Source organism: Psychrobacillus sp. NEAU-3TGS (genome assembly GCF_029955155.1).
GTDB lineage: Bacteria > Bacillota > Bacilli > Bacillales_A > Planococcaceae > Psychrobacillus.
In genome coordinates this window covers 483,779-505,282 of sequence record NZ_JAPNOZ010000011.1, presented here as the reverse complement: position 1 = coordinate 505,282, position 21,504 = coordinate 483,779, and the positions used below count along the sequence as shown (strand labels likewise).

Here is a 21,504-nt window from a genome sequence, read left to right as displayed (position 1 = left end):
GGGGATATAAGGTGAAAAGTATTATAAAAGGACGTTGGGCTATTTTTGCCATTTGGCTCATTGCAACAATATTGCTAACAGTCATTCAGCCTGACATAAATGCGATTTTACGGCAACAAGGACAGGAAGGTACAAGTAGTGAGAGCCCATCTGTAATCGCAGGGGATATTTTAGACAAAATGAATACTACGGAAGGTGCAGACAATCTAATTGTTTTTTATGATAAAAACAAAATATCAGACGAAGACATGACGCAAATAGGGGAGTCAGTAGAGTCAATCCGTGATAGCAGTGCAGAACTTGGCGTCAACGAGATGATCGACCCATTCAGTATGCCAGACGCCAAAAGTGCTTTGGTCTCTGAAGATGGTACAACCTTAATGGTAAGCTATAAGCTTGATAAAAAAGATCGTGAAATAGACGACATAAAAGAACAATTTGAAAGTAAATTGGAAGGTTTACCAGTTGATTACTATCTTAGTGGCGAAGATTTTATTAATAATGACTATCTAAAGGCATCGCAAGCTGGGGTAGAAAAAAGTGCTGCATTAACTGTAATCTTTATTTTGGTAGTATTAATCATTGCTTTTAGATCCGTTGTTACACCATTTATCTCTCTAATAGCAGTGGCGTTTTCTTATCTTGTTTCGATGGGGATTGCCGCACAGTTAATTGATAAAGCAGGTTTCCCAATAACGAGTCTTACACAAATGCTGTTAGTACTGATTCTTTTTGGGATTGGGACAGATTATAATATTCTTTTATTCAATAGATTTAAGGAAGAATTGTCGCATGGCAATTCAGTAGATGACTCTATCATCAATACGTATAAAACAGCAGGTAAAACAATTGCATATAGTATTCTTACTGTATTCATTGCATTCCTAGCGCTAGTTTTCTCAGAGTCACCAATTTATAAATCCGGTGTTGTCGTTGTCATTGGCGTCACTATATTATTGCTTCAAATTTTGACATTAACCCCTTTTATTATGAAAGTGTTAGGTAAGAAAATTTTCTGGCCATCCAAAAATGCTGGAGGACATGAAGAAAATAAGTTCTGGGAGAAAACATCTTCCTTTGGTATAAAGCATCCCATTCTTATCACAGTGATTATTCTCTTAATCATTGGTCCGATGATTTTCTTGCATGAAGAAAAATTGAACTTTGATACGGTTGGGGAACTTGGAGATAGCTATCCTTCCTCAAAAGCTATTAATCTAGTAGCTGAGCATTTTGGAAAAGGTCAGGCAATGCCTGCGACGGTAGTTATTGAAAATGATGAAGCGCTTGATCAAAATGAAACGCTTGCTGTAGTTGATAACATCACAGAAAGATTGAAGGCGTTAAAAGGTGTGAAGATGGTCTCCTCGGTCACACAGCCTCAAGGCGAGCAAATTGCAGTGTTTTATGTCGACAGTCAAATGGGAAGTGTTACAGAAGGGATTTCCCAAACGCAAAACGGAGTAGACCAAATTTATAGTGGATTAACAGAAGCTCAAAAGGGACTTGAATCCGCCGACTTTTCTGAAGTAAATCAAATGGTCGATGGCACTGCCAAGCTTCAAGATGGCATGACAGCACTAACAAATGGATTAAAGCAAATCCAAGCAGGAATCGATGATGGTACAAGTAATCCCCAAACGATTAATAACGGATTGTCTACAATCGAAACCAATCTTACTGCTATGAGTAGCGGTGTAGGAGTATTAGCCGAAAGCTATGAAAAAATGCAAGCTGGTTACGCTCAAATGGGAACGCATTATCAGGATGCAGCAAGGGCCTTACTTGGAGTTAAAGATGCGCTGACACAGATGAAATCGATGACAGATGCATTAGGTAGTAGTTATGCAGAGTCTAGTAGCGATGCAAATTTCCAAGCGTTGAAACAAACGATCGATCAGCTATCAGCATCGTTAAACCAAATTACACCCGAAAGCATAGCTGCATTAAATGAAAATTATAATACGGTCACTGCTGGTTTTACTACTGCAAACAAAAATCTTGCGAACATGAGTAACGGTTTAATGCAGATGGCTAATGGGTTGAAAAAGTTAGAAGATGGACTTGGGCAAGCATCTTCAGGCATCAACACAATAGTCACAAATATGAATTCTGTAAACACTGGACTCGGTGAAATGAAAGCTGGTCAACAGCAACTATTAGAAGGTCTAAATGGATTCGGTGAATTCGGTAAAAAATTAACAGATGTAAACGATGGGCTGCAAGGTATTTCTAATGGACTAGAGCAAACAAATGGTTACTTAACGCAGCTAAATTCCAATAAGACATTTTTTATCCCAGAGGAAGCATTGACGAACGAGGAATTCAAAAAATCGTTAGATGCCTTCATGTCGGAAGATCGTAAAATCACTAAAATGACAATTGTTTTAAAGGATGACCCATATTCTGACGAAGCATTAGCAACGATCAATCAAATCAATGATACACTTTCCGATGGATTAAAAGGCACTGTACTTTCAGATGCGAAAAGTGGAACCGTAGGTACAAGTGCGACTACGAATGATATGAACGATGTTTTATCCAGAGACTTAAGCAGAACTACGGTAATCGTTATTATCGGTGTATTGCTTGTTTTATTCTTGGTGATTCGTTCATTCTGGACACCGGTATTTATTACAGCATCCCTTGTTGGAGCGTATTATACAGCGATGTTTATCATCAATTTCATTTTCCTAAATCTGTTAGGATACGCGGGAATATCATCCTTTGTTCCGTTCTTCTCCTTTATTATTATTGTGGCTCTGGGAGTAGATTATAGTATCTTCTTAATGATGCGCTTTAAGGAATATCCGGACCTATCTCCAAAAGAAGCAATTGTGTTAGCATCTAAGCATACTGGTGGTGTCATCATCTCGGCAGTGATCATACTCGGTGGTACATTTGCAACATTAATGCCAGCCGGAATTATCCTGTTAACAGAGTTGGCGATTGCGGTCATTACAGGGCTAATTGTTCTGTGCTTTATCTTATTGCCACTCTTTGTACCAGCATTGATGGCTTTACCTGATGCACTAGCAAATTTATTTTCTAAGGAAAAAAAGAAAATATAAGATTGTAATAAAGAAGGGGATTAATCATTTACACCAAATGATTGTTTCCCTTCTTTTTTTGTTTTAGGAAATAATAAAAACTATGGTATAAGTTTCATGTGCATTATAGGAAAACTGCGTAGTAAGGAGTTGATGAAGTGTCCGCTGGGATTTTCGCTACAGGGTAGACGCTTTCCGCGGGCACAGCTTCAATCTCCTCGTCACTCACGCTCCTGCGGGGCTTTCAGCTCGTGCTTTTCCCGCTGGAGTCGCCACCCTTTCGCTACAATCCAGTAAAGTTTGCTACTTATTCAGAAATAATGAACTAAATCCAAACTTATGTCTCAATTGCTATAAGAAATCACATGCAAAGTTGAAAGTGATTTTACTTATAGCAATTGAGATCAAGTTATTGGAAGCTATTTTCCCTTAAATGGCTAATAGTAACAATATGCTTAATTTATATTGTTTTAACTAAGACACTGCTAGGTGGATGCTCAGAAACTTAATGCGCTATTTATTTATATACAAAGTAGTCAGCAAGTTCCATTAATTGAAGCGCAAGGCGGCGACACCTGTGGGATCAGCGGGACAGGTGAGACCCCGCAAGAAGCGAAAGCGATGAGGAGGCTCACCGCCCGCCCCACGATAAGCGTCCGCCTGGAGCGGAAATCGTAGCGGACATCTTAGTATCTTTATGACACACTAACTCTATAATGTCCATTATTTTTATTATTTAGCATATCATGTCACTTAGTGACAGGTGCTTTCACTATTGTTCTGTTTAAAGAGCTCTATCAAACTCTTTAAGTGTTTTTTAGGTTGCAAGAGTTATAGTATTTCAGTACATTGAATATTAATACAATTTCGAATGAACATACGAGAAAGAGGCATTAAAAAATGACATTACAACAGTTAAAATATGTGATTGAAGTAGCAAGAAGTCGTTCTATCAGTAAAGCTGCACAAAATTTATTTATTAGCCAGCCGAGTCTTTCGAATGCACTGAAAGAGTTAGAGACTGAAATAGGAATTATGATTTTTATTCGAACGAATAAAGGAATCATCATAACAACGGAAGGGGCAGAGTTTTTAGGTTATGCCAGGCAAGTAGTTGAACAAGCGGAACTATTGGAAAATCGATATTCCAATACGCAATCATTGCAACAGCACTTTTCCGTATCGGCTCAGCATTATGCGTTTGCGGTAAGTGCATTCGTGCGCTTGCTAAAAGAATACAATCGAGATGAGTATGAATTCACATTAAGAGAAACAAAGACCTATGAAATAATTGAAGATGTGAAAAATCTGCGTAGTGAAATTGGGATTTTATATGTAAATGATTTCAATAAAAAAGTAATTCATAAATTTCTTAGGGAAGGTAACCTCCTGTTTCAAAAGCTATTTGAAGCAAAGCCACATGTATTTATTAGCTCACGAAATCCACTTGCCGAGCAAGATTTTGTGACATTAACAGATTTACTTCCTTATCCGTATCTTTCATTTGAACAAGGGGATTATAATTCTTTTTACTTTTCGGAGGAAATTTTAAGTACTATTTCTAGACCAAAAAATATTACTGTAAGTGATCGGGCTACGCTCTTTAATTTATTGATCGGATTAAATGGTTATACAATTTCAACAGGTGTGATTAGTCATGAATTAAATAGTAAAGATATCGTATCCATTCCTTTACTTGTAGATGAACGAATTACGGTTGGATATATTACACATAAAAATGTAAAACAAAGTCCATTAGCGAGTATTTATATTGAGTATTTAAAAGAAACGATTGCGGAAGAACAAGTCCGGCTATAGCTTTATACTATAGCTAGTGATACATTTTATGTGTTATATATGAGCAGTTTTATCATGCTACAATCTCTTTACAATACAAATCAAATATATTTGCACAGGAGAGGTTGTCATGAATACGGTGAACCCCATTGAAATAGTTAATAATAGTAGATTAAAAGCTTTTCATTACATAGTGATTCTTTGTTTATTTTTTATCATGATGTTCGATGGCTACGATGTTGTTATTTATGGTGCGACTATTCCTTTGTTAAAAGCAGATTGGGGAATTACAGATATAGTAGCCGGGTCGATTGGTAGTTATACGACAATTGGTACGGCAATTGGTGCTGTTTTGTTTGGGCTATATGCAGATAGATTTGGGAAAAAACGTATTATTATTTTTACGACCTTCTTATTTAGTTTCTTTACATTATTATCTGGTTTTGCACCGACGCCTATATTTTTTGTTATCTGTCGTGTTATTGCAGGGTTAGGATTTGGAGGGGTTATGCCTAATATCGCTGCTTTAATCTCAGAATACGCTCCAGCCAAATACCGTGCTGCCATTATTTCATTTATTTTTTGCGGCTATTGTATTGGTGCCATTACTGCCTCATTTAGTGGGCAAATGTTTCTCGAAAAATTGGGTTGGCAGCCAGTCTATTGGATTGGTGGATTACCACTACTTTTACTGCCATTTGTTATACGTATCCTTCCAGAATCAATTAGTTCTTTAATGAGACAAAAGGATACAAAACGTCTTGTCATTATACTGCGAAAAATAGAACCAACGCTTTCAAAAGATGTCCAATTTACATACGACCAACAGGAGCAGCTACAAAAATCATCGGTTCGTGATCTTTTTAAAAATAAGCTAGCTTTAAGTACGATGATGTTCTGGCTCTCTTGCTTCTGTACATTCATTTTGATGTATTCTTTAAATACATGGCTTCCAACTTTAATGATGCATGCTGGCTATGATTTAAAATCAAGTCTATTATTTGTAGCAGTACTGCAAATAGGCGCTATTATTGGGACAATGATGTTCGGAACTCTTATTCGATTTGTTGGTTTCAAACGTGTGCTTATTCCGCTTTATATAGTAGGAGCTGTGGCATTGGTGATGATCGGCTACTCGAAAAATATTTATATAGCGTATGGGCTAATTGCAGTTATAGGGGCTGCTACAGTAGGTTTGCAAAATATGTCTAATGCCTATGTGGCAGAGTATTATTCAGTTGATGTTCGAGCAGCAGCTCTCGGTAGCACAATGGCATTTGGAAGAATCGGTTCCATTGTTGCTCCAACTTATATGGGCATTCTATTAACGTTTAATCTCCAACCACAATTTAACTTTTTTGCAATTGGTATTGCTGCAATTTTTGGTGCACTAGCTATGAGCTTTATTCGTGAAGATCGTGCAGATTATGCAGGAGAGAAGCAAGTAACATCTAAAAAAGTCACGGTGTTAAAATCTACTACGAATAGATTATAAGACGTTAAAAAAAGAATCGCACATTTTATTGTGCGGTTCTTTAATTATTATTACTGGCGGTAATTACTTTGCGATGAGATAATGATGAATATTTGTATGGATGATTTCTGTGCTGGAACAGCGAAGAAATGAGAATTATTATTACTTTTCCCTTTATACGAAATTAATGTTACAGTAAGAAAGAAAATTTTAAAAGTCAGTAGGCGAAGAGATATGCTAGAGGTAAAAACATCTCTATTAAGTAATGGAGAATTCAATAGAGGGGTATTTGCGACATGTGATATTAAAAAAAGTGAGCTCATACATGAAGCACCTGTCATTTCTTATCCAAACGACCAGCATCAATACATTGAGAAAACCATACTCGCTGATTACGCTTTCGAATATGGGATAGATAAATCTGCTATCCTCCTTGGTTATGGAATGTTGTTTAATCATTCATACGAACCTAATGCAATATATGAGATTAATTTTGAAAATCATACATTTGATTTTTATGCTTATACTGATATAAAAGCTGGTGATGAAATTCTGATCAATTATAATGGTGATGTTGATGATCATGATCCGCTGTGGTTTAATGAGGAATAAAAAGTATGGATATGGTTCTTGACGATTTGCCAATGTTGAAAGTAACTGATAATTCGTTATTATGTTTTACAGACATAAAGCAACTCCTGAAAAAATCGGTGTGCTGTCTCGTTTTTTTATGCTTAAAATAGCTAGATAATTTTTTTGAGTAGGTAAGAAAACCACATTAAAGGAATCAGAATGTATAAATACGTACTGATTCCTTTTTTATTGTTACTTAAACAATTACATGTAAAGGATGGGACAAAGTACTACTCAACGCCCAAAGGAACGAGATATAAGAATTCAACTACTTTAAAAGAACCACACATATTATGAGGAAGATGTTGTTCCACTGCCTATCAGCTTATATTCTTTTATATTTTGCAGGTTGGTTTTTTCAGGGATTAGGTATGATATAATGCCTGCAATTATTAAGGTGAATGACGCTAAACCGAATGAAAAAACATGTGTTCCAAAGACCTCATAGCCCCACCCGCCAAGAAATGAAGAAATTGCACCTCCTATTTGATGCCCAAGATATGCCCAACCATAAAGCACGCCAAGTAGTTTTACGCCAAAAAGCTCTCCTAAAATAGCGGAGGAGATTGCAATACTCCCAGACCATACTAATCCACCCAACGCTGCCACTAAATAAAGTTGCCAAGTGTTTTGTGAAAATACCAAGCCTAAAAAACCTAAACCACGTATAAAATAAATAATAAATAGCAGCTTACGTTTAGAAAAACGATCGGCTATGGAGGCTAAAATCAGGGTGCTAAATATAGCAACAAGCCCAATCATTCCAACTCCAAATGATGCAGTAGAAGGTTCAAAATGGTGATCTATTAACATTGGAACTGCATGGGAGCCTAGTAAGTTCATACTGAACCCGCAAGCAAATAATCCCGCTACAATTTGCCAATATGCTTTTGTTCGAATAGCATCTCTTAAAGTAAGTTTAGGTGTTATCTCATCAGTAGAGGACTTAGCGCTTGAAGAATCTTCATTTAAATCAGCACCCTCTGGAACATCTTCTTTAAAAATGAGAACTGCAGCAGGAACTATTATTATGATAAAAATGAAAGCAAAAATAGACAGGGTGCTTCGCCAGCCAATAGCCTCGATCATAAAAGTAGCCAATGGATTAAATATAGCTATGCCGGCCATCGAGCCAGTTGATAGGGAAAATAAAGCCTTGCCCCTTTGACGAACAAACCAACGACTAATAAGTGGAGTTACTGCTACTGGACTAGTAAATGCAAGACCGAACGATAGTAACACACCATACATGAAGAAAAAAATCCAGACATTGTTAGTTAACACCGTTCCCAAAACTGATAACTCTATGATTACAAGCCCTAGCAGGAGAACAAATTTAGTACTAAATTTTCCACATAGATATCCCGCTAAAGGCATGCCAACTCCATACATAATCATACTCACAGAAATTATCATGGATATAAATGTTCGGGTTAAGCTTAAATCTTCCATCATAGGTAATACAAACGGGCCTATTCCTAAACGAAGTCCTACCGTTAACATGGTAATGATCATGCTTACAATAATAATATACCAACCGAAATAAATACCTCGAAGCTTTTGAATCATTGAATGTACCCTCTTTCTATGGCACTTAACTTCCCACTAAAAACGTATTCGGAATTAGAATTAAATACTTACTACTAATAGGTGACACTCTTTAAAACCAACTCTTTTTGTATTAAGAGCATCTAAAATACAACGCAGAATAACTTTTATTACGCTTCCTGCCTGAATGTCTTTGGCATTAATACAGCTACTACTTCACCGGTAACGACAAGGTTGTCTCCTGCAAATACATCCGTGTAGACTTTATATTTTTTAGGATGAATTTCTTCTACTGTACCAATTGCTTTTAATGGTTCTCCAAAAGGAGTAGGATGTTTGAAATCCACTTTTAGTGAGCCAGTCACAAATCTAGGAGGATTAACCCCATCTCCAATTTCATGACCATTCTTTCGGTGCAGATACATAGATGCTGACCCAGTTCCATGACAATCGATTAACGATGCTAGTAAACCACCATAAATGAAGCCAGGAATTCCTCCTGAATGCTCAGGACGTGGTGTATAAATTGTTATCGTTTTTTCCCCAATCCACCCTGTTCGAAGATGGTAACCATTTTCATTTAAACGACCACAACCATAACACCATGCAAAATCATCTGGGTAATCATCTTGAATTGCTTTCGTTACATTCTCCTCCATATAAAAACCTCCTAAATTAAAATAGTGAAATTTCCCTTGCTTTGCTCTTTCTTGATTAAATTATAGCCCTGTGTAATTGATAAGAAAAAGATATTTATGTTATCGTACTCATAAGATTTACTTATATCATGAAAATAGGTGGTCGTTGAATCTATGGAGCTTAGACAGTTAGCTTACTTTGTTGAAGTGGCAAGGCTAAAAAATTTTACTAAAGCAGCAGAACGGCTAAGAATAGCTCAACCAGCGCTTTCTCAGCAGATAAGAAAATTAGAACAAGAACTCGGCATTAAGCTCTTTAAACGAACAGGAAGAGGCGTAACTCTGACGGAGGCCGGAGAGCAATTCTTTATAGGTGCTGAAAAGACCCTAGCTGAGGCGCAAATGGCGAAGGACTCTGTTAAAGGATTTATAAACTTCCCGCAGGGCAAAATTATGGTAGGAGCATTAGAATCCTTAGTACAAACTAGGTTACCAAGCTTACTGACGGCATTTAGTAAGGAGCATCCCGGGATAAAAGTGTTTATAAGGGAGAATACAACTGAACCATTGTTGGATGCTCTTAAAAAGGGAGAACTAGATCTTGCACTGGCTCATTCGGAAGCTATTCACTCAAATACAGAGCTAATTCCACCAAAGGGACTTTACTCAAAACCACTATATAAAGATGAACTAGTGCTGGTCGTCGCCCAAGGACATTCATCGGAGAAGCGAAAAACAATTTCTATCAGAGAGCTTAGAGATGAATCATTCGTATCTTTTAAGGAGGGGTCCGGAATTCGTTCTCAACTTCTCATGACATGCAATAGGGAAGGATTCGAGCCACTTATCACCTACGAGTGTGCCTCACCGCGGACTCTCGTAGCAGAGGGGCTAGGTGTTTCAGTGCTTCCACGTTTAATGGCGGAGTCTCCAGGTCCTACTATATCTATTTTACAATTGGATCCGCCACTATCCCGTGTGGTTTCTGTATTTTATGTGGAAGGGCGCTATCTTTCACCGTGCGCTAAGGCTTTTTTGCGTTTTATGGAAAGATACTTTATTTCCGAGAAATAGTTTTAGAATACTAGAAGAATGTGATTGATATCAATCTAACATTTGATTAAGCTAAGAGAAATTCTCTTAGCTTTTTTTATTTGGAAAAATGCATTAGATAAACTGTTTCGCCCCTATTTTAATTACCTTTATGTACAATCTCTAATTATGAATATGAATAAGAAAATTTACTTTCATTGTTCAACTGTCAGGAGAAAAAGGAAATTGAGGGAGCGTGTATTTAATTCTATTTTGTTTGGACGTATAATCTCTACACAAGAAAGGCAAATTAAAAATAAATTGTAATTATAAGACGGTACAAATTATGTATTTCTATTGGGCATGGATGACTGCTCACATTATTTCATCTTTCCTCGTTAGCAACATTTTAAAAAACAGATATTCATAAAAAGGTGAGATAAATGACTAATAAAAGTGTCAAAGAAGTTAGGAAGGGTATAGGCTTAGGTGCCACTTCCGCTATTGCATGGGGAGTAGATTCAGTAATCATTGGTTTTATCATAGCTAGTACACCATTTAAAGAAGAAGTTTTACTTGCTCCCATTATTGCCGCATTCATGCATGATTTTTTCTCCTCACTGTGGATCTCTTTACTTATGATTGTAAAGGGCGAATTTATAAATGTCTTAAAGCTATTTAAAACAAAGAGTGGAGCGATTTTAGTATTAGGAGCACTATCTGGTGGGCCTTTGGCGATGAGTTTTTATTTTCTTGGTATTCAATATGCCGGAGTAACTTATGCAGCGAGTATTGCTTCTATATTTCCGGGAATAGGGGCAGTGCTTGCCTTCTTTTTTTTGAAGGAAAAAATGATCAAAAGAACCTGGTTTGGTGTTGCTTTAAGTATCGTAGGGGTTATTGTATTAGCTTATGTGCCAACCAAGTTTGACGCTGAAAGTAACTTTATCATTGGAATTTTGTTTGCATTAGGGGCAGCCATATTTTGGGGAATTGAAGGAGTAATCGGTGCTTGGGGAATGAGAGGTAGAGATGTCATTCCGCTATATGCAATTAATATAAGGCAAATAACTTCTGCTCTTAGTTATGGGATAATAATAATACCGTTTATTCATGGTTATCCTTTAGTATTTGAAGCAGCGACATCTAATATCTTATGGATTATTGTTATAGCCGGTTTTTTAGGAACTGCTAATTATTCCTTATACTATTCCTCCATTAATTTAATCGGTGCTGCTAGAGGGCAATCACTGAACAATACGTATGTATTTTGGGCGATTGTAACCGAGATTGTGTTTATTGGTACCCCAGTTAATTTTCAATTTGTCTTAGGAGCGATCATCGTACTTTTAGGTTCTATCCTCGTATCAGGAAACCTAAAAAAGTAAAGAAATGATTAGAACAAAAAAGTAATCGTAAGTGCTCAATATACATTGAGGCTGCCTCAGTTTGAGCTAGTTAGTTAAAAGCTTGTGTAAGCTATTAAGTTAGTTAAGATATAAGGGAATCTGCATGTTATCAATACATGAGGATTCCTTTTTCTTATTATAAATTAATGATGGAAAAACCATACTACAATGGAGGTGAAGAGGATGTATAAATTATTGTCCCATAATGATTTGGATGGTGTCGGATGTGGTATTTTAGCCAAACTTGCTTTTGGTAAGCAAATGTGGGTGCGATATAATTCGATAGGGTCGCTTAATCGGGAAATTGAATTTTTTTTAGAAAATGATCATCCAGAAACGTTTTTATTTATTACTGATTTATCTCCCAATCAAGATAATGAAAAAAAGCTTCATGAGTTTTATCAAAAGAAAGGGAAAGTCCAATTAATTGATCATCACAAAACGGCTATACATTTTAATGAGTATGAGTGGGGCTTTGTGTTAGTGGAGGATGAGGAAGGCAAACTTACTTCAGCTACGTCCTTATTTTATCAATATCTCGTTGAGCATAACTTCTTGGAAGAAAAGGATGCTATTACTGAATTTGTAGAGTTAGTTCGACAGTATGATACCTGGGAGTGGGAAAAGAATGAAAATCATCAAGCTCATTCACTAAATTCACTCTTCTATTTAGTATCTATTGAAGATTTTGAAGAAAAAATGATCGACCGACTTCTTACAAGTGAGCATTTTGATTTTGATGAATTTGAAAAGAAAATGTTGGACATGGAAGAGGATAAAATAGAACGTTATATTCGACGGAAAAAAAGGGAAATCGTACAGTCAAACGCTGGAGATTATATTGCTGGTATTGTTTATGCAGAATCCTATCATTCCGAGCTAGGCAATGAACTAGGGAAAGAATATCCTCATGTCGATTATATCGCTATATTAAATATGGGAGGAAAACGAATATCGTTGCGAACGATTCATGATCATATAGATGTATCTGAAATTGCAGGGTATTTTGGTGGTGGCGGACATCAGAAAGCATCCGGTTGTTCATTAACAGATGAAGCATATAAGCAGTTTGTCTTAGACACCTTCCATTTAGAGCCGATGCAAGAAGACGCGAAAAGAAACCGTTATAATTTGAAGCATTCTTCGTTTGGTTCGCTTTACAAAAATAGAAGGGAGGATATTTTTCTTCTATATCAAGCGAATGAGCAGCACTGGTTGATTGAAAAAAATAAAACCTTAATGGAACAAATCTTTACCAGTTTTGAAGAAAGCGAGCAATTTCTTAAACGAAATTATGAAGCGTGGTTAGTTAGAGATGACCAGTTTGTCGAGTATTTAATGAATGAAGTAAAACATGATAAGTATTAATACATGTTACTATCCATCCACTTAATTGAACTAGAAAATATTTAATTTATTCCTGAGATCTAAATAGATTTCAGGAATTTTTTTATTTCGACAGGTAATCAATAAAATGAATTACGAGTATTCCAAACAGTTCTCTAGTTCATATTATGATAAACTAAAACAAGATTAATAGATGTAATATTCATAATAATTGCAAAAGGAATAAGCCCATGTAAACATTTGTTTTAAGAAAAATAGAAGGAGGAAATTTAACATGTCATCTATATCATTAAGGAAAGAGAGAGTAGGCATTATTCTTGAAAAGAAAAAGCTAGCGAATGAAAAGGCGAGAGTTGGCTTGGTTTTAGATATATCAGGCTCGATGAGAAGCTTGTATAAAAGTGGGGAAGTACAAAAGGTGGTAGAACGTGTACTAGCGGTAGCAAGTCAATTCGATGATGACGGTGCATTAGACGTTTGGGTGTATGACAACGAATTTTCACGTCTTCCGGCAGCAACGGAAAAGAACTTTGAAGGATATGTCGATCAATATATATTAAACAATGAATCAGTGCATAAATTCGGCAGAAACGATGAGCCAAAAGTTATGGAGGACGTCATTCAAAAATATATCAGAGAAGATTCAAGTGAGGATCCAGTATTCCTTGTATTTATCAATGATGGAGGATGTAAGCCAGGGATAAAAAAGCCAATCGTGCAATCATCAGACAAACCGATATTCTGGCAATTCATCGGAGTGGGGGATTCTAATTTTGACGTATTAAAAAAATTGGATGCAATGGAAGGTCGTTTTATTGATAATGCAAATTTCTTTCACATTTTAGAAGTAGAAAAAATGTCTGATGATGATCTGTATAATGAATTGCTAAATGAGTTCCCGATGTGGCTGAAGGAGGCTAGGGAAAAAAGGGTACTGAAATAATCGCATACTTAGGTTTTCCTAGTGAGAAATGGTATTCAGAGAGATTTTAATAAACTCTCGGATACCTTTTTTCTTTTAACAATGTACTATAATGCTTCGTTCCTTCCTGCATACAATAATTCTCCTTCGCTATCCAACGCCTCATAACATTGCTGCCTCTTCATTAACTAATCTACTTGACACATCCCCAGGTTCTTCTTCAAGCAAATGCAAATTGAATGGGAGGACAATGACTAGTTTTTGCTTTTTATGATAACACTGTCATTAATATCTTTCGTTATCCCTTAGAGCGTGAACTGTTTCGAGAATAATGTATTCTACCCATAAACTATATACTGAACGTTCTGCAAATTGTTTATAAAATGAAGTAGTCGGGTATATCATATTAGCTTCTAGATTTTACAGTAACATCAATTTTAGAATCGGGGATTTAACAAAAAAATACTAAAAGTTTACGAAGACTTAACATAGTCTTCATTCGATATGTAAATTGATGTAATATACTTATTTTTTAAAGGGTAGTCAAATAAGATTGACGCCTTTTGAATATGCATAAATTTACGGAAAGAAGCCGAAAAAAGTTAAAAATAAAATGACAACACCATTGGGGGGATCGGCTTTTGGGATCGCAGCTCTTAAATTTTATTAATGATTTTAATTTGTTTATGTTTCTATTATTTGCATTAATGTATTCCTATCAGATTGTATACATGTTTGTTGCATTTAAGACTAAAAAAAATAAAAAACCTATGTTAGAGAATAATCATCCTAACAAATATGCGGTAATCATCGCAGCTCGAAATGAAGAACTCGTTATTGGACAATTGATCAAAAGCATAAAGAACCAGAAATACCCTATGGATTTGATTGATATTTTTGTTGTAGCAGACAACTGTACTGACAACACAGCCAAAGTTGCAGAAAGAGCCGGGGCAATCGTTAGAGAACGCTTCAATAAGGTTCATGTTGGAAAGGGGTATGCTCTTGACTATATGATCAAAGTCATCGAAAGCGAATATTCAGCCAAAGAATATAAAGGATATTTTGTGTTTGATGCAGACAATCTCCTAGATGAGAACTATATAAAAGAGATGAACAAAACTTTCAATAAAGGATATAGAGTAATTACCAGCTATAGAAACTCTAAAAACTATGACCAAAATTGGATTTCTGCAGGATATGCACTTTGGTTCCTACATGAAGCTGAATATCTCAATCTCCCAAGGATGGTTCTTAACTCTAGTTGTGCAGTTTCTGGAACTGGATTTCTAGTACATGCAAATTTGATCAAAGAAAATGGAGGATGGATTCACCATCTTCTTACAGAAGACATTGAGTTTTCTGTTTCTCAGATTATTAAAGGGGAAAAGTTTGGATACTGTAGAAACGCCATGTTCTATGATGAGCAACCAGTCACTTTTGAACAGTCTTGGCATCAGAGATTACGGTGGGCAAAAGGGTTTTACCAAGTCTTTGCTAAATATGGAAGTGGTCTGATACGAAATATGTTTCTAGGAAGACTTAACAAATTTTCTTGCTTTGATATGACGATGACGATTATGCCTGCCATGCTCATATCCAGTGTCAGTATGATGGTGAATGGATCATTTTACTTAGCTGGTATACTGGGGGTGTTTGACGGAAAAGAGATTATCCATACTACTACCAAGGTTTTCTTAAACTCCTTTGGTTGGTATTATGGAATACTGTTTACACTTGGATTCATTACAACTGTGACGGAATGGAAAAAGATTCATTGTTCAGCATGGAAAAAAATTGCTTATACCTTCACTTTTCCATTCTTTATGTTTACGTATATTCCAATTTCTATCGTTGCACTTTTTAAGAAAGTTGAATGGAAACCAATTGCTCACACAGTAGTGAAATCCATTGACGAGGTACGATAATATTTACATTTCGTTCGATGAGCGACTCATATAAAACAGTAATTGAATATTCACCCTAAAATAACCCCGATTGCTAGTCGTGAAACTAACAATCGGGGTTACTCTCATTTAATACTGTATTATTAGCGAGATGTATATCCTGCATCTGCGTGAATAGTAGTACCTGTCACATAACTGGATGCATCGGAAGCTAACCATAGAGACGCTTGCGCAATTTCCTCTGGTTGTCCAAAACGATTTAATAAGCTAAGTTGTGGAGCATAATCTTCTTCCGTAAAACCAAATTGTTCTAATGCTCCTCGAAGCATTGGTGTATCAATTGCGCCTGGAGCAACAGAGTTAACACGAATCTTATGTGGACCATTTTCCATTGCAGCTACTTTCGTCATACCAACAACTGCATGTTTCGCTGCAACGTATGCAATGTTTTTAGGTTGCGGGCGGAAGCCACTCACAGATGAAATATTAATAATCGATCCGCCTTCACCTTGTGCAAGCATTTGCTGTAACTCATATTTTAAGCAGAGTGCAGTACCAGTTAAATCGATTGAAATTAATTTATTGAAGTAATCTTCATCAAACTCAGCGGCTAATTTGTCATCTGGTGTAAGCGCAGCATTGTTTACAGCTACATCTAAACGTCCATATGTTGCAACTGTTTCTTTAATCATATTTTGTACTAATTCAGAGTTTGAAATATCTACTTTAACGAAGGTAGCTTCTCCACCATTTGCTTTAATCTCTTCTACAACTTCGCGACCTTTTTCTTCGTTAAAGTCGGCTACAACTACTTTTGCCTTTGCTTCTGCAAACAATTTAGCAGTTGCTTTCCCCATTCCCATTGCAGCACCTGTGATAATAGCAACTTTACCTTCTAATACTGGAAATGTCATATTTATTCCTCCTATAATACATATTTGTGTTATAAGTTCATTGTATATCTTAAAATAGAATAAACAATAAACAGCAGTTATCGCATTGTGCAATATTGAACAAACTGTCTGAATTTGTACGATAAAATTTAAATAATCATTGGGAGTAAAAGGTATGCATGAATACGTAGACAAGCGTGTACAACGTTCCAAAACAGCTCTGAAAGAAACGTTAGTGAAATTATTAAAGGATAAGGATTTTCTTCAAATTACTGTCTCGGAAATTGTAAAAGATGCTAATTACAATCGAGGAACATTTTATTCACATTATGCCTCAAAGGAAGAATTACTTGATGAGATTATTCAAGATACTTTAGAAGAAATGACGCGGCATATTCGTAAACCATATAAGAATCATGATAAAGTGAATATGAGAGAAATGAAGGCAGAGAACATTACTTTATTTCATTATTTTAAGAACAACCAAGAACTCTTTCATACGTTGCTTAGTGAAAATATACATTTAGATTTTCGGTATAAGCTAGCGAAACAAATTGAAAAGCTATTTTTAGCAGAGTATCAATATGAGTTTTCTGAAGAGACTAAATTGGAACAAAAATGGTTGTACGTTTATAGAGCCAATGGGGTAGCAGCAGTTATTTTACGTTGGATTGAAGATGGTTTTCAAGAATCCCCAGTATATATGGCAGAGCAGATCATTGCTTTGATGATTACTGGAACCGATATTTTTTATGTGAAAGATTAGTAAGTAAAAGGGAGAGAAGTCATATGGAAATCGGAATTACAACATTTGTAGAAACGACGTCAGATGTGGAAACAGGAAAAGTATCTAGTCATGCCGAACGTATTCGCGAAGTAGTAGAGGAAATTGTATTGGCCGATCAAGTTGGATTAGATGTATTTGGTGTGGGTGAACATCATCGGAAAGATTACGCTGCTTCTGCGCCTGCCGTCATACTAGCTGCAGCAGCATCTCAAACAAGCCGTATTAGATTGACAAGTGCGGTAACAGTTTTGTCCTCGGACGATCCAGTGCGAGTATTCCAAGAATTTGCGACGTTAGATGCGATTTCCAATGGTCGTGCAGAGATTATGGCTGGACGTGGCTCTTTTATCGAATCTTTTCCTCTGTTTGGGTATGATTTAAAAGATTATGATGAATTATACAATGAGAAGCTAGATTTATTGTTGAAAATACGAGATTCAGAAATGATTACTTGGAGCGGAGAGCATCGAGCGCCGATTCAAAATCGAGGCGTGTATCCACGACCTGTACAGAATCCTCTACCGGTTTGGATTGCTAGTGGTGGAACTCCACAATCTGTTGTTCGTGCGGGTGTTCTAGGATTACCGCTAGTTCTAGCTATTATAGGTGGTAGTCCACTTCAGTTCGCACCACTTGTGCAACTTTATAAGAATGCGGCGGAGCAGGCAGGACACGACGTTTCAAAGCTGACGGTTGCGTCGCACTCACATGGATTCGTTGGAGAAAGTACCGAAAGTGCAGCAGATAAATTTTTCCCATCGACCCAAGCTGCTATGAATGTTTTAGGTAGAGAACGCGGATGGGGTCCTTATACTCGTGCGACGTTTGATAATGCCCGTAGCCTAGAAGGAGCTTTATATGTAGGAGATGCGCAAACGGTCGCTGAAAAAATTATTTTTCTTCGTAAGAACGTGGGTATCACACGCTTTATGCTTCATGTACCGGTAGGATCAATGCCTCATCATGAAGTTTTAAAAGCAATCGAACTTCTTGGGAAAGAAGTGGCACCGTTAGTTCGAAGTGAAATAGAGCGATGGGAAGCAGAAGAGCAAAGAAAGTCTTAAGTTGAAATAATAAATGATAAGGGCTTGATTCTATTGAAATGGAGTCAGGCCTTGCATTTTTATATATAAAAAAGGAATTCTGAGATTCTTAAAAGAATAGATTGTTAATTAGCAACTATTTTTCGTGATAGTTAAGTGAGAACATAAAGTGAAGGTGTGTTGTGGAATGATCAAGGAATTATTAATAAATGCTGATACTTGCTATCGGCAGGCGGAGCAAAAAGCTGAACACTATTTTAAATCACTTTATGAGCAAGTGGAGCAAAAGATTTATGTCTCAACTTTAACAGAAGATATTCGATTGTGGAAACGCAATCATATTCATTATTATTCCTTGTTTTCACGTGGAAAAAGAAAACCTGATCCTCGTCAGTATCATCCTTATATACAATGGCTAAATTATACAGGCAAACTTGAAAATTACCTCGATCGAAGCATTTCCTATATTTTTATGCGTGATTTAGGCAAATCGCTTGATTCACCTGATACACTAAACAGAATCAAAAGCATAGTAGATAATTTAAAGATTGACCTTACTACAGAAAATAAAAACAAGGCATTTAGTATGGCAGGACTGTATCGCCTTGCCCAAAAAGAAGGTGTTGAACCGGGACTGATTTGGGTACTAAACAAGTTAAAGACCGTATCTGAGAACATTCCTGAAGGGATGGATGCTGAGCAAGCCCAGAGAAAGCTTATTAAAATAATTGCTGGTGTAATTATGCAAGAAATAGAAGAGATGAACGAGGATACGAGCTCTAAGGAACGTACTATAAGACTTGATAAGGCTATTAGGCTTGGCTACTCATATGGACTAACTTATCCATTTATTGATGATCTTCTCGATGCGAAGATATTATCGGATGTAGAAGAAAAACAATATACGGATTTAATACGTACCACTCTTACAACTGGGATTGTCCCAGAATTTGGTAAGTGGATTGGGAACAATATAGAATTAATGAAGTATATTCATTCGGAACTTCGAGATGCCTTTGACTTTATAAGTGCCCATCAGCAACAAGAGACAAAAATAGGTTTTTTTGAGCAATCCTATGTGTTTTTTCATTCCCAGGAAGTAGACCGAGTAAAGGATTTATCCAACCCAAATTATACGAATGAAGAGCTTTATATACCTGTCATATTAAAATCTTCCTCTTCCCGATTAATTGTTCGTTCAGTAATCGGTGCTTCTGAAGATAAGGAATTGGATAGCCGAACATTCTTTTATGGCATTTATAATCAGCTTGCGGATGATTTTGCTGATATGTTTGATGATTTGAAGGATGGTGCGGTAACTCCCTATACCTATTATTTGAAATATCACGAGACACGTTCGGATCTAATCAATCCATTTGAACTGTACTGGACGGTTATTTCTAATTTGATTCATAATGTGTATAACTCAGATAGAAAGACTTGTGAGGTTATATTGGACCGAGCTATAAATGGACTAAAACGTTATAAAGAACGAGTAGGGACTAAAAGATACAACGAAGTGATGGGGATATTTGCTGGTGGAGACCCTACATTCAATAAGCTTATTCAAAATATGGTCCGAAAAGCAGATGACGTAGATTTCTTCGATAAGCTGCTGCGCGATCACATGATTACTATTTTGAAAAATGAACGAATAGAAAAAGAAGAATTTATAAATACGATCAAATGCTTACGTCATGAAATAAATGACATGCTAAATATTCCTAAAAAGGAAAACATATTTATAATGGAAGACCAAATTATCGATGGTGCAAATTATAGTCTAGATGGGGAAGGGAAGCGTTTAAGACCAATACTAGCTTGGTTAATGGGTGTAAACGCTTATGGATTAAATAAATCAGCAATCGAGCCATTATTAAAATCACTAGAATATATGCATACTGCATCCTTAATATTTGACGATCTTCCATCCCAGGATAATGCTTCCACACGTAGAGGACGTCGAACACTCCATGAGATGCAAAGCGTTGCCGTTGCTGAATTAACTGGTCTATTTCTTACCCAAAAGGCTGTAGAGGAGCAAGCCTCTCTCCAACAGTTCGATTCGAGTACTGTACTAAAACTCATAAAATATTCAGCCAACACTACTGCAAATATGTGTAGAGGGCAAACGATGGACTTAGAATCTAAAGGGAAGCAATTGACACAGGAGCAGCTGAATATGATGTGCTTTTATAAGACAGGAATAGGCTTCGAAGCTTCGTTGATCATGCCAGCAATTCTTTCAAAGGCAAATGAAGGGGAAATGGATGCTCTTAAAAAATTTGCCCGTCATGCAGGTATTGCTTTTCAGATAAAGGATGATCTCCTAGACGTAGATGGCGATACTAGCATACTCGGAAAACCAGTTGGCCAAGACGCGGAAAACAATAATTCTACTTTCGTATCGATACTGGGGCAGGAAGATGCAGAAAAAGAGATGTGGGAAAATTATTGTCTAGCTATGGAAGCTTTGCAAGAAGTACCTCGTAATGTACCATTCTTAAAACATTTATTGGACTATATAATAAATCGTGATCATTAAGAGAAAAGTAAAACGTTAAAAGCTCGAAAATTCAACTTTGAATTTTCGAGCTTTTATTATTGGTTAGGAAACTATGGAAGATTTAGACAGGTGGATAACTTTTTTCAAGTAGCATAAGGAACGGCATCTTTAATTTCATCCAGGTATAGGTAAACTGCGCGGTAAAGAGATACGGCAAAGGCAATTGATTTTCGCTCCAGGCGGTGAGCCTCCTCGTTGCACGCTCCTACGGGGTCTCACCTGTCCCGCTGATCCCGCAGGTATCGCCGCCTTGCGCTTCAATCTATAGAACTTGCTGACTAATCCATAATTAAATGCAAAAAAGCTATTTAATTTATTTACAACTGTCAAGTAGTTTAATATTTAGAATCATTTTATGTACAGTATAAATTATAGGGAAGTTGCTATTAGCCATTCAAGCAATGGTAGCTCCCAATAATTGATCACAATCGCTAGATAGTCTATCTTATTCCACTAAT

General features: G+C 36.5%; 15 protein-coding genes. 12 read left to right on the top strand and 3 right to left on the bottom strand.

The window, feature by feature from the left end; all coding sequences use genetic code 11:
- The first annotated feature begins 11 nt into the window (after positions 1 to 11).
- From OR571_RS15235 to OR571_RS15220, 4 genes are all read left to right on the top strand, one after another.
- A complete protein-coding gene (locus tag OR571_RS15235; RefSeq protein WP_282243916.1) occupies positions 12 to 3,071 on the top strand; it encodes an MMPL family transporter in 3,060 nt (1,019 codons plus the stop codon).
- Between the two features lie 879 nt (positions 3,072 to 3,950).
- Positions 3,951 to 4,868 carry a LysR family transcriptional regulator gene (locus tag OR571_RS15230; RefSeq protein ID WP_282243915.1) on the top strand — a complete coding sequence of 306 codons (918 nt, stop codon included), beginning with the start codon at positions 3,951 to 3,953 and terminating at the stop codon, positions 4,866 to 4,868.
- Between the two features lie 109 nt (positions 4,869 to 4,977).
- Complete coding sequence (locus OR571_RS15225) at positions 4,978 to 6,342, top strand: MFS transporter (protein ID WP_282243913.1); 1,365 nt, start codon at positions 4,978 to 4,980, stop codon at positions 6,340 to 6,342.
- A 213-nt stretch (positions 6,343 to 6,555) separates the two neighbouring features.
- Positions 6,556 to 6,933 (top strand): SET domain-containing protein, encoded by a 378-nt coding sequence (locus tag OR571_RS15220; RefSeq protein ID WP_282243912.1) that lies wholly within the window; start codon positions 6,556 to 6,558, stop codon positions 6,931 to 6,933.
- Between the two features lie 312 nt (positions 6,934 to 7,245).
- Here OR571_RS15220 and OR571_RS15215 read toward each other — a convergent pair whose 3' ends face one another.
- Entirely contained in the window at positions 7,246 to 8,523 is a 1,278-nt protein-coding gene (locus OR571_RS15215; protein ID WP_282243910.1) for an MFS transporter, read from the bottom strand.
- A gap of 149 nt (positions 8,524 to 8,672) precedes the next feature.
- The gene (locus OR571_RS15210) at positions 8,673 to 9,161 is read right to left on the bottom strand and encodes a PaaI family thioesterase (RefSeq protein ID WP_282243909.1); all 489 of its coding nucleotides are present in this window, start codon (positions 9,159 to 9,161) and stop codon (positions 8,673 to 8,675) included.
- Positions 9,162 to 9,314: 153 nt separating this feature from the next.
- Between OR571_RS15210 and OR571_RS15205 the strand changes: the two genes are divergently transcribed.
- From OR571_RS15205 to OR571_RS15185, 5 genes are all read left to right on the top strand, one after another.
- Positions 9,315 to 10,214: a LysR family transcriptional regulator gene (locus OR571_RS15205; RefSeq protein ID WP_282243908.1), complete on the top strand. Its 900-nt coding sequence runs from the start codon at positions 9,315 to 9,317 to the stop codon at positions 10,212 to 10,214.
- Between the two features lie 401 nt (positions 10,215 to 10,615).
- The gene (locus OR571_RS15200) at positions 10,616 to 11,560 is read left to right on the top strand and encodes a DMT family transporter (protein WP_282243907.1); all 945 of its coding nucleotides are present in this window, start codon (positions 10,616 to 10,618) and stop codon (positions 11,558 to 11,560) included.
- A 204-nt stretch (positions 11,561 to 11,764) separates the two neighbouring features.
- Positions 11,765 to 12,949 carry a DHH family phosphoesterase gene (locus OR571_RS15195; RefSeq protein ID WP_282243906.1) on the top strand — a complete coding sequence of 395 codons (1,185 nt, stop codon included), beginning with the start codon at positions 11,765 to 11,767 and terminating at the stop codon, positions 12,947 to 12,949.
- A gap of 253 nt (positions 12,950 to 13,202) precedes the next feature.
- Complete coding sequence (locus tag OR571_RS15190; RefSeq protein WP_282243904.1) at positions 13,203 to 13,871, top strand: vWA domain-containing protein; 669 nt, start codon at positions 13,203 to 13,205, stop codon at positions 13,869 to 13,871.
- Positions 13,872 to 14,620: 749 nt separating this feature from the next.
- A complete protein-coding gene (locus OR571_RS15185; RefSeq protein ID WP_282243903.1) occupies positions 14,621 to 15,778 on the top strand; it encodes a glycosyltransferase family 2 protein in 1,158 nt (385 codons plus the stop codon).
- 122 nt (positions 15,779 to 15,900) lie between these two features.
- On the opposite strand, the gene OR571_RS15180 is transcribed toward OR571_RS15185, so the two are convergent.
- Positions 15,901 to 16,671 carry an SDR family NAD(P)-dependent oxidoreductase gene (locus tag OR571_RS15180; protein ID WP_282243901.1) on the bottom strand — a complete coding sequence of 257 codons (771 nt, stop codon included), beginning with the start codon at positions 16,669 to 16,671 and terminating at the stop codon, positions 15,901 to 15,903.
- A gap of 154 nt (positions 16,672 to 16,825) precedes the next feature.
- Here OR571_RS15180 and OR571_RS15175 point away from each other — a divergent pair, with 154 nt between their 5' ends.
- The 3 genes from OR571_RS15175 (at position 16,826) to OR571_RS15165 (ending at position 21,025) form a co-directional block, all read left to right on the top strand.
- The gene (locus OR571_RS15175) at positions 16,826 to 17,416 is read left to right on the top strand and encodes a TetR/AcrR family transcriptional regulator (RefSeq protein WP_282243900.1); all 591 of its coding nucleotides are present in this window, start codon (positions 16,826 to 16,828) and stop codon (positions 17,414 to 17,416) included.
- Between the two features lie 23 nt (positions 17,417 to 17,439).
- On the top strand, positions 17,440 to 18,501 hold the full coding sequence (locus tag OR571_RS15170; RefSeq protein WP_282243899.1) for an LLM class flavin-dependent oxidoreductase: 1,062 nt from the start codon (positions 17,440 to 17,442) through the stop codon (positions 18,499 to 18,501).
- A 166-nt stretch (positions 18,502 to 18,667) separates the two neighbouring features.
- Complete coding sequence (locus tag OR571_RS15165; protein ID WP_282243898.1) at positions 18,668 to 21,025, top strand: polyprenyl synthetase family protein; 2,358 nt, start codon at positions 18,668 to 18,670, stop codon at positions 21,023 to 21,025.
- Positions 21,026 to 21,504 lie beyond the last annotated feature (479 nt).

Coding starts and splice junctions, on each gene's coding strand:
- OR571_RS15230 (WP_282243915.1), top strand. CDS start 3,951: ATGACATTACAACAGTTAAAATATGTGATTGAAGTAGCAAGAAGTCGT.
- OR571_RS15225 (WP_282243913.1), top strand. CDS start 4,978: ATGAATACGGTGAACCCCATTGAAATAGTTAATAATAGTAGATTAAAA.
- OR571_RS15220 (WP_282243912.1), top strand. CDS start 6,556: ATGCTAGAGGTAAAAACATCTCTATTAAGTAATGGAGAATTCAATAGA.
- OR571_RS15215 (WP_282243910.1), bottom strand. CDS start 8,523: ATGATTCAAAAGCTTCGAGGTATTTATTTCGGTTGGTATATTATTATT.
- OR571_RS15210 (WP_282243909.1), bottom strand. CDS start 9,161: ATGGAGGAGAATGTAACGAAAGCAATTCAAGATGATTACCCAGATGAT.
- OR571_RS15205 (WP_282243908.1), top strand. CDS start 9,315: ATGGAGCTTAGACAGTTAGCTTACTTTGTTGAAGTGGCAAGGCTAAAA.
- OR571_RS15200 (WP_282243907.1), top strand. CDS start 10,616: ATGACTAATAAAAGTGTCAAAGAAGTTAGGAAGGGTATAGGCTTAGGT.
- OR571_RS15195 (WP_282243906.1), top strand. CDS start 11,765: ATGTATAAATTATTGTCCCATAATGATTTGGATGGTGTCGGATGTGGT.
- OR571_RS15190 (WP_282243904.1), top strand. CDS start 13,203: ATGTCATCTATATCATTAAGGAAAGAGAGAGTAGGCATTATTCTTGAA.
- OR571_RS15185 (WP_282243903.1), top strand. CDS start 14,621: ATGTTAGAGAATAATCATCCTAACAAATATGCGGTAATCATCGCAGCT.
- OR571_RS15180 (WP_282243901.1), bottom strand. CDS start 16,671: ATGACATTTCCAGTATTAGAAGGTAAAGTTGCTATTATCACAGGTGCT.
- OR571_RS15175 (WP_282243900.1), top strand. CDS start 16,826: ATGCATGAATACGTAGACAAGCGTGTACAACGTTCCAAAACAGCTCTG.
- OR571_RS15170 (WP_282243899.1), top strand. CDS start 17,440: ATGGAAATCGGAATTACAACATTTGTAGAAACGACGTCAGATGTGGAA.
- OR571_RS15165 (WP_282243898.1), top strand. CDS start 18,668: ATGATCAAGGAATTATTAATAAATGCTGATACTTGCTATCGGCAGGCG.